At 68.8% G+C, this 9472-nt stretch carries 7 protein-coding genes; 5 read left to right on the top strand and 2 right to left on the bottom strand.

Features of this window, described 5'->3' with window-relative positions; translation table 11 throughout:
* Positions 1-21 precede the first annotated feature (21 nt).
* Positions 22-1491, top strand: a complete 1470-nt coding sequence (locus AC1DBQ_RS09615) for an MFS transporter (protein WP_476928289.1) — start codon at positions 22-24, stop codon at positions 1489-1491.
* On the opposite strand, the gene AC1DBQ_RS09620 is transcribed toward AC1DBQ_RS09615, so the two are convergent.
* Positions 1436-3649: a RecQ family ATP-dependent DNA helicase gene (locus AC1DBQ_RS09620; RefSeq protein WP_476928284.1), complete on the bottom strand. Its 2214-nt coding sequence runs from the start codon at positions 3647-3649 to the stop codon at positions 1436-1438. The genes AC1DBQ_RS09615 and AC1DBQ_RS09620 overlap by 56 nt on opposite strands.
* Before the next feature lie 175 nt (positions 3650-3824).
* On the opposite strand from AC1DBQ_RS09620, the gene AC1DBQ_RS09625 reads away from it, so the two are divergent.
* From AC1DBQ_RS09625 to AC1DBQ_RS09640, 4 genes are all read left to right on the top strand, one after another.
* Positions 3825-5243 carry a phosphomannomutase/phosphoglucomutase gene (locus tag AC1DBQ_RS09625; RefSeq protein WP_476928285.1) on the top strand — a complete coding sequence of 473 codons (1419 nt, stop codon included), beginning with the start codon at positions 3825-3827 and terminating at the stop codon, positions 5241-5243.
* Positions 5244-5245: 2 nt separating this feature from the next.
* Complete coding sequence (locus tag AC1DBQ_RS09630; RefSeq protein ID WP_476928286.1) at positions 5246-5731, top strand: hypothetical protein; 486 nt, start codon at positions 5246-5248, stop codon at positions 5729-5731.
* 20 nt (positions 5732-5751) lie between these two features.
* The gene (locus tag AC1DBQ_RS09635) at positions 5752-6201 is read left to right on the top strand and encodes an RrF2 family transcriptional regulator (RefSeq protein WP_091255388.1); all 450 of its coding nucleotides are present in this window, start codon (positions 5752-5754) and stop codon (positions 6199-6201) included.
* Between the two features lie 147 nt (positions 6202-6348).
* Positions 6349-7509 (top strand): globin domain-containing protein, encoded by a 1161-nt coding sequence (locus AC1DBQ_RS09640; RefSeq protein WP_476928287.1) that lies wholly within the window; start codon positions 6349-6351, stop codon positions 7507-7509.
* 81 nt (positions 7510-7590) lie between these two features.
* Here the strand turns inward: AC1DBQ_RS09640 and AC1DBQ_RS09645 are convergent, their stop codons facing one another.
* Complete coding sequence (locus AC1DBQ_RS09645; RefSeq protein ID WP_476928288.1) at positions 7591-9426, bottom strand: phosphoenolpyruvate carboxykinase (GTP); 1836 nt, start codon at positions 9424-9426, stop codon at positions 7591-7593.
* Between the last annotated feature and the right edge of the window lie 46 nt (positions 9427-9472).

Below are 9472 nucleotides of genomic sequence, written 5' to 3' on the forward strand. Positions count from 1 at the left end.
CCCGAAGGCGGACCCCTGAGCATGAAAGCCTCCTCCCGCAGCACTGTTCCGGCCGGGGGCAGCTGGAGCCCGCGGCTTGCCCTCCTGGTGGCCGCAACGTTCTTCATGGAATTCCTCGACGGGACCGTCCTGACCACGGCCATTCCCAGCATCGCCGCCGATTTCTCGGTCGCCCCGGCCGACGTCAACATCACCATGACGGCCTACCTGATGACGGTCGCGATGGGCATCCCGCTCAGCAGCTGGCTCGCGGAGCGGATCGGGGCACGCCGGGTGTTCTGCCTGGCTATCGCAACCTTTACCGCCGCGTCATTGCTCTGCGCGCTGAGCCAGGACCTCACCATGCTGACCCTGAGCCGGGTCCTGCAGGGGGCCGGAGGCGCCATGATGGTCCCCGTGGGAACCCTCGTGGTGCTCCGAGGGACGCCGAAGAAGGACCTGCTGCGGGCGACCGCGTTCCTGGTGTGGCCCGGGCTGCTGGCCCCGGTCCTGGCCCCGCTCGTGGGCGGCGCCCTGACAACGTACCTGTCCTGGCATTGGATCTTCCTGGTCAACCTCCCCCTGGGCCTGGCGGCGTTCCTGGCCGCGCTCCGCCTGGTCCCGGCGGTCGGCGGCGACAGCACGCGGCGCCTGGACTGGCTGGGGCTGGCATTGACCACGCTCGGGGTGGGCTCTCTGCTGGTGGGTCTGGAACTGACGGGCGGCCGGGACGCCGGCCTGGCGGCGGCCGCGGGGATCGTGACGGGCCTGCTGTTCCAGACCGCCGCCGTGGCCTGGATGCGGCGGTCCAGCACGCCGCTGTTCAACCTGTCCGTCTTCGGCGCGCGGACGTTCCGCGCGACGGCCACGGGCGGCTTTGTGTACCGCCTAACCATCAGCGCCGTGCCGTTCCTGCTGCCGCTGATGTTCCAGGCCGGCTTCGGCTGGGACCCCCTGCATGCCGGGGCGATGGTGTCCGCCGTGTTCGTGGGCAACATCGGGATCAAGCCGGCGACGACGCCGCTCATCCGGCGGTTCGGCTTCAAGCCCGTCCTGGTGTTCGCGTCGTTGGCATCGGCGGTCACCTTTGCGCTGTGCGCGCTGCTCGACGCCGGCACGCCGGAGCCGCTGATCGTCGCCGTCCTCGTGGCCAGCGGAGCCTTCCGCTCCATCGGCTTCTCGGCCTACGCGTCCGTCCAGTACGCCGACGTCGTCCCGGCCCAGTTGCCGTCCGCGAACGCCGTCTCCGCCACGCTCGTGCAGCTCGCGACCGCGGCAGGGATCGCCGTCGGAGCGCTGCTGCTGCGGGTTTTCGAGTCAAGCAGTCCTGCCCTCTCCGGCCCCGCGACCGGCGACCCGGCGGCGCCCTACCGGGCGGCGTTCGTGGCCATCGCCGTCCTGATGCTCCTGAGCACGCTGGACAGCCTGGCACTCCCCCGCCACGCGGGCGCCGCGGTCAGCCGGCCTGGCCCAGCACCAGCGGCAAGACGGCGCCGACGCCCGCAAGCCTGAGGGCGCGCCCGGAGACGGTCAGGGTCCAGCGGCTGTCCACGAGGTCGTCGATGAGCATCACGCTCTGGCCGCGGATTCCGGCCAGGGCTTCCTCCAGTTCGGGCCCCACCACCAGGCGGTCCCAGACGGCGGCGAGCCGGTAGGCACTGTTGCCGCCACGCCCGCCGGTGGGTCCGCCGTGGTGGAGCTGCAGCTGGCCAAGATACGGGATGCGGCCGATCTCGGAGATCCCGCGGGCCAGGGAGTCCACCAGCACGGGCTTGCCGCGGGAGGGCAGGCTGATGATCGCGGCAGGGCGGCCGGCGCCGCTCCAGCCCGCGGTGCGGGAGTCTCCTGCGCCCCATTCCCTGAGCACCTGGACGCAGGCCTGCAGCATGCCGGGGTCCACGGGCCGGTCGGGCGCACCGGCGGCGAAGGCCTCGCGCAGGGCACCGCCCCAGCCGAGGTCCGTCAGGCGCGCCAGGACCCGGCCGTCCGCGAGGGCCTCGTCGGGCTTGATCTTGCCCTTGACGGGCACCCCCAGCCGGTCCATGCCGGTGGGCCACTGCAGCCGCGGTTCCAGCACGACGCCGGCCCGGCGGAGTGTCTGCCCGGCGGCCTCCGTGGCTGCTTCGGCGATATCGGCCGGGAACCAGCGGCCAGCACAGTTGTCGCAACGGCCGCAGGCGTGGGCTGTTTCGTCGTCCAGCACGGAGGTGATGTATTCCATCCGGCAGCCGGCGGTGTCCTGGTAGATGACCATCGAGTCCTGCTCATCCACCCGGGCCTCGGCGATCCGGCCGTACCGTTCGGCGTCGTAGCTCCAGGGTTGTCCGGTGGAACGCCAGCCTCCGCCGACGCGTTCGACGGCGCCGTCCACGGCCAGCACCTTCAGCAGCAGCTCCAGCGGCGTCCGGCGCAGGTCCACCCGGGCCTCGAGCGCCACCGTGGACACAGCCGTACCGGCCTCKGCAAGGGCMGTCAGGACGGCTGCAGCTTTGTCCTCGGACGGCATGGACGCGGTGGCGAAGTATTGCCAGATGTCGCGGTCCTCGGAACCGGGCAGGAGCAGGACATCGGCGTTCGCCGCGCCGCGCCCGGCACGGCCCACCTGCTGGTAGTACGCCACGGGAGAGGACGGTGCGCCAAGGTGTACCACGAAGCCGAGGTCCGGCTTGTCGAAGCCCATGCCGAGKGCGGAGGTGGCCACCAGCGCCTTGACCTGGTTGTCCTTGAGGAGCTGCTCGGCGCGTTCCCGGTCCGCGGKGTCGGTGCGTCCGGTATAGGCAAGCACCTCGTGCCCGGCTTCGGCCAGGAGCCGGGCGGTGTCCTCGGCGGMGGACACCGTGAGCGTGTAGATGATGCCGCTGCCCTGCAGGTCCTGCAAGTGGGTCAGCAGCCAGCCCAGCCGTTCGCGGGAATCCGGCAGGGTCAGGACGCCCAGCCGGAGCGATTCCCGGCCGAGGGCGCCGCGGATGGTCAGGACGTCCTTGCCGAGCTGTTCTTCGATGTCATGGACCACCCGGGAATTGGCCGTGGCGGTGGTGGCGAGCACCGGGACGGTGTCCGGCAGCTGTGTGATGAGGTCCGCGATGCGCCGGTAGTCGGGGCGGAAGTCGTGGCCCCAGTCCGAGATGCAGTGGGCCTCGTCAATCACCAGCAGCCCGGTCCGGCGGACGAGTTCGGGAAGCTGGTTTTCCCGGAAGGACGGGTTGGTGAGGCGCTCGGGCGAAACCAGCAGGACGTCMACTTCATCGGCGGCAAGCTGCTCGCGCACGGTGTCCMACTCCAGCTGGTTCGCGGAGTTGATGGCGACCGCCCGAACGCCCGCCCGGGCCGCCGCGGCCACCTGGTCCCGCATGAGAGCCAGGAGCGGGGACACTATCAGGGTGGGACCCGCACCGCGGCGGCGCAGCAGCAGCGAGGCGACAAAGTACACGGCCGACTTTCCCCAGCCGGTGCGCTGCACCACCAGGGCGCGCCGGCCGCCGTCGACCAGTGCCTCAATGGCCTCGAACTGGCCGTCATGGAACTGCGCCTCCGGGTGCCCCACGAGCTCCCGCAGCACAGCCTGGGCCTGTTCCCGGGTCGGGGAGACTGCGGAGCCGGAGACAGCGGCGCCGGAATTTGAGGTGGCGGAATCGGCTGGGCTGGAAAGGACGTTCTGGTTACTGGCCATTGATTCAGTATCCCAGCCCCCTCCKACACCGGCGCAGCCAGCACCCGTTATGTGGACACCCACGAAGTGGACAGCACAGCAGTGGACAGCGCAGCAGTGGACAGCACCGGCGCGGACAGAACCGGCGCGGCCACGTCAGCCAGCAGCGTCAGAGCCGCAACGTAAGATAAGACCCGTGACTACGGACAAGACAAAGACTTTTGACCTCTCGGCCTCGTTCAAGGCTTATGACGTGCGCGGAATCGTGGGCCAATCMATCACCGCGGAAATCGTCGAARCCGTCGGTGCCGCCYTCGTCGACGTCCTGGAGCTCACGGGGCAKACCGTGCTCGTGGGCGGGGACATGYGCCCCTCCTCCCCCGAGTTCGCCAAGGCCTTTGCCAACGGCGCCGCCACCCGCGGCGCCAACGTCCAGTTGCTGGACCTGATCTCCACCGACGAGCTCTACTACGCRTGCGGCGCCCTCAACGCCGCCGGCGCCACATTCACCGCCAGCCACAACCCGGCCGAATACAACGGCATCAAGATGGCCAAGGCCGGCGCCGTGCCGATCTCCTCCGAAACCGGGCTCAAGGAAATCCAGGCCCGGGCCGAGGAATACCTCAACGCCGGCACCATCCCGGCCGCCGGCACCCGCGGCCTGGTGGGCGTGCATGATGTCCTCAAGGGGTACGCGGAGTACCTGCGCGGCCTCGTGGACCTGCGCGGCTCGCGGCCGCTGAAGGTCGTCGTCGACGCCGGCAACGGCATGGCCGGCCTCACCACGCCGGCCGTGCTGGGCGATGCGCTGCTGCCCAAGCTTCCCCTGGAGATCGTGCCGCTCTACTTCGAGCTCGACGGCTCGTTCCCGAACCACCCGGCCAACCCGCTGGAGCCGGAAAACCTGCGCGACCTGCAGGCCGCCGTCGTCGAGCACGGCGCGGACATCGGCCTGGCGTTCGACGGCGACGCCGACCGCTGCTTCGTGATCGACGAAAACGGCGAGCCCGTCTCGCCGTCGGCCATCACCGGTATGGTGGCCCGCCGCGAAATCACCCGCGCCCAGGCCCTCGGCGAGGACATGCCGACCGTCATCCACAACCTGCTGACCTCCCGCGCGGTTCCGGAACTCGTCGAACGCCACKGCGGCCGCGCCGTCCGCACCCGCGTGGGGCACTCCTTCATCAAAGCCGTCATGGCCGCCGAAGGGGCCATCTTCGGCGGGGAGCACTCGGCCCACTTCTACTTCCGCGACTTCTGGAATGCGGACACCGGCATGCTGGCGGCCATGCACGTCCTGGCCGCCCTGGGCGAACAGGACGGCCCGCTCTCGGAACTCGGCCGCGAATACGAACCGTACCGGTCCTCCGGCGAGATCAACTCGGAAATCGAGGACAAGGCCGGCGCGGTCGAGCGTGTCCGCGAGGACTTCCTTGACGAAGACGTCGAGGTCGACTACCTCGACGGCAGCACCTTCATTGCCACCGACGGCAGCTACTGGTTCAACCTGCGCCCGTCCAACACCGAGCCGTTCCTGCGCCTCAACGTCGAAGMCACGGACACCGCCACCATGGAGCGGGTCCGCGACCGCGTCCTGGCGCYGGTCCGGGGCTAGCCGTGGCCGCGCATCCMGAAGAAACCCCGGACGCCGGCTCCTGGCGCGAGTCCGTGCCGGAAGCCAGCGCCACGGACCTGGAAAACCTGCTCGGCACCGGCGTCGGGGCCGCGCAGGAGCAGCTGGAGCGTAACGGCGGCTTCCTGCCGTTTGCGCTCGTAGTGCAGAACGACGGCGAAGTCCGGCTGGTTGCCGTGACCCCCGCGGACGCGAGCGACGGATCCGACGCCGACTTCGACGCGGACACCATGATCCGGGACCTCCACGAGCTGCTCCGCCAGCACCGGGACKAGTTCCGGGCCGCCGCGGTGGTCTGTGACATCACGCTGATCGAGGAGGACTCGGACGCCATTCACGTGGCCGCCGAGCACCAGGACGGCTCGCTGTTCGCCGCGGTCCTGCCCTACGCCCCGAGCCCCGAGACACGCGAACTCGAATTCGGCCAGCTCTCCGCCGATACCAACGAACCCGCCGTGTGGGTGGACTAGACCGGCCGTAAGCTGGGGATATGAAGATCAACGCCTTCGCGGATGTGAGCCTGCGCGCCATGATGGTGCTCGCGGCCGCTCCCGACGGCGGCCTCCTGACCACCCAGAACATCGCCGATGCCGTCGGCACGCCCTACAACCACGTCAGCAAGGCGATGGCGAAGCTGCGCGAACTGGGCATGATCGACGTCGAACGCGGCCGCAACGGCGGGTCCCGGCTCAGCAGCGCCGGCCGGGCCGCGACGGTGGGCCAACTGCTGCGGCAACTCGACACCCGCCAGGACCCGGCCGACTGYGTCGCCGCGGGCGGCACCTGCCCGCTCATCACCGAATGCCACCTCCGGGCCGCGCTTGCCCGGGCCCGCGAGGCCTTCTATCGCGAACTCGACGGGATCGTCATCGCCTCGCTGCCGACCTCCCGGCAAATGACGCCGGTCTTCCAGATGATCGGGCTGCGTCCCGGCCTCTAGTTCCGGCCCCGGGCCACCCTGAGCCCGCCCGATTTGCATCACTCTTCTACGGCATGTAGAACTGAGGTGTAAATACTTGCATTTCAAATATTAGTATTCACATCGCGGTCCGGTTGAAGACCCCGGGCCACTAACTCAGGAGTCAGCATGCTCTCGGACAAGTCCTTCCCGGTCATCGAGGCCACCCTGCCGCTGGTCGGTTCCCGCATCGGCGAGATCACCCCCAAGTTCTACGCCCGGCTCTTTGCCGCGCACCCGGAACTGCTGGACGGGCTCTTCAGCCGCTCCAACCAGCGCAACGGCAACCAGCAGCAGGCCCTGGCCGGAAGCATCGCCGCTTTCGCCACCCACCTGGTGAACAACCCCGGCACCCTGCCCGAGACCGTCCTGTCCCGCATCGCGCACCGCCATGCCTCCCTGGGCATCACCGAACCGCAGTACCAGGTGGTCTAYGAGCACCTCTTCGCCGCCATCKCCGACGATCTGKCCCTGGTCATCACCCCGKAAATCGCCGAGGCCTGGACCGAGGTGTACTGGCTCATGGCGGACGCCCTGATCAAGCTCGAGAAAGGCCTCTACGCCGCCCAGGCGAACGGCGAGATGTGGACCCCCTGGAAGGTTGCCGCCAAGACCCCTGCCGGCACCGGCTCCATGACCTTCACCCTGGAACCGGCCGACGACACCCCCATCACCGCGGCCCTCCCSGGCCAGTACGTCAGCGTCAAAGTCACCCTGCCGGACGGGCTCCGCCAGGTCCKCCAGTACTCCCTCTCCGGCGACGCCGGCACCAGCCGCAGCTTCACCACGAAGCTCGACGACGGMGGCGAGGTCTCCCCCGTGCTGCACAACACCGTGGAGGTCGGCGACGTCATCGAGATCTCCAACCCCTACGGCGAAATCACGCTCAAGGAGGGCGACGGCCCCGTGGTCCTGGCCTCGGCCGGCATCGGTTGCACCCCCACGGCGTCCATCCTGCGCTCCCTCGCCGAGTCCGGCTCGGACCGCCAGGTCCTGGTCCTGCACGYGGAAAGCACCCTGGACAGCTGGGCGCTGCGCTCCCAGATGACCGACGACGTCGAACGCCTCGACGGCGCCGACCTCCAGCTCTGGCTCGAGCAGCCGGAAGCAGGGGCCAAGACCGGCTTCATGTCGCTGCGCGAGGTGGACTTGCCCGCCAACGCGTCCCTGTACCTGTGCGGCCCGCTGCCGTTCATGAAGAACATCCGCAACGAGGCCATCAACGCCGGCATCCCGGCCACGAAGATCCACTACGAGGTCTTCGGCCCKGACATCTGGCTCGCCAGCTAAGTCCCCACCGCTTTTAGAAGACGACGGCGGCCCCGCACCTTTCGCAAAGGTGCGGGGCCGCTGTTCGTTGACCGGTACTTGTTACTGCTGGGCTGCCATGCGGGCCTTCAGGCCTTCCAGCTCGGTACGCAGGGCCTCGGGCAGGGAGTCGCCGAACTTGGCGTACCACTCTTCAATCGAGGCCAGCTCGGTGGCCCACTCCTGCGGGTCGACGCGGACGGCGTCTTCAACGTGGGCGTGGGTCAGGTCCAGGCCGGTGAGGTCCAGCGCGTGGCCGGCCGGCACGAACCCGATGGGCGTCTCGACGGCGTCGGCCTTGCCCTCGATGCGCTCGATGGCCCACTTGAGGACACGCGCGTTGTCGCCGAAACCGGGCCATGCGAAGTCGCCGTCGGCCGTGCGGCGGAACCAGTTGACCAGGAAAATCTTGGGCAGCCGTGCCGGGTTGGCCTTGGACGAAACGCTGATCCAGTGCTTCAGGTAGTCGCCGGCGTCGTAGCCGATGAAGGGCAGCATGGCCATGGGATCCCGGCGGAGCACGCCCACCTGGCCCGCGGCCGCGGCCGTGGTCTCGGAGGACAGGGTGGAGCCCATGAAGATGCCGTTGGTCCAACTGCGGGCCTCGGTCACCAGGGGAACCGTGGTCTTGCGGCGGCCGCCGAAGAGGATGGCGGAAAGCTCCACGCCGTCGGGGCTGTAGTACTCCTCGGCCAGCATGTCGATCTGGGAGATCGGGGTGCAGAAGCGGGAGTTCGGGTGGGCTGCGGGCTTGTCCGAATCAGGCGTCCAGGAGTTGCCCTGCCAGTCGGTCAGGTGCGCCGGGACCTCGTCGGTCATGCCTTCCCACCACACGCCGCCGTCGTCCGTGAGGGCCACGTTGGTGAAGATGCTGTGGCCCTTGGCGATGGCGCGCATGGCGTTCGGGTTGGTGCCCCAGCCGGTGCCGGGGGCGACGCCGAACAGGCCCGCCTCCGGGTTGGTGGCGCGCAGTTCGCCTTCCTTGCCGATCCGCATCCAGGTGATGTCGTCGCCGAGGGTTTCAACTTCCCAGCCCTCGATGGTCGGATCCAGCAGGGCGAGGTTGGTTTTGCCGCAGGCGGAGGGGAAGGCGGCGGAGACGTAGTAGTTCTTCTTCTCCGGCGAGGTCAGCTTGAGGATGAGCATGTGCTCGGCCAGCCAGCCTTCGTCGCGGGCCATCACCGAGGCGATGCGCAGGGCGTAGCACTTCTTGCCGAGCAGGGCGTTGCCGCCGTAGCCGGAGCCGAAGGACCAGATGGAGCGTTCCTCCGGGAAGTGCACGATCCACTTGTCCGGGTTGCAGGGCCATGCGACGTCAGCCTGCCCCGGGGCCAGCGGTGCGCCCAGGGAGTGCAGTGCGGGGACGAAGAACGCGTTCGTGGCGGTGATCTTGTCCAGGACCTCGGTGCCGATGGTCGCCATGATGCGCATGGAGGCGACGACGTAGGCGCTGTCCGTGATCTCCACGCCGAACTTGGGGTCCTCGGCGTCCAGGTGGCCCATCACGAACGGGATGACGTACATGGTGCGGCCGCGCATGGAGCCGGCGAACAGGCCGCGCAGCTTCTCTTTCATCTCCGCCGGTGCCATCCAGTTGTTGGTGAACCCTGCATCGCGCTTGTTCTCGGAGCAGATGAAGGTCTGCTCTTCGACGCGCGCCACGTCGGCCGGGTCGGAGAAGGCCGCGAAGGACTTGGGGAACAGGTTCTCGTTCAGCCGGGTCAGGGTGCCCGCGGCAACGAGCTCATMGGTCAGCCGGGTGTTTTCCTCTTCCGAGCCGTCAACCCAGTAGATCCGGTCCGGCTGAGTCAGTTCAGCCACCTCTTCAACCCATGCCAGCAGACCGGCATGTGTTGTGGGTGTCTTTTCAAGCAACGGCAGTCGCGCCAGATCTCCCATTACGGTTCCCTTCCTCGGGTTCAGTGGTGTGTCCTAAATGCTAGGG

This window comes from Arthrobacter sp. 10T413_2 (assembly GCF_056394205.1).

What these genes read in the sequence shown, in the direction of transcription:
- AC1DBQ_RS09615 (WP_476928289.1), top strand. Translation starts at nt 22, where the DNA reads ATGAAAGCCTCCTCCCGCAGCACTGTTCCGGCCGGGGGCAGCTGGAGC.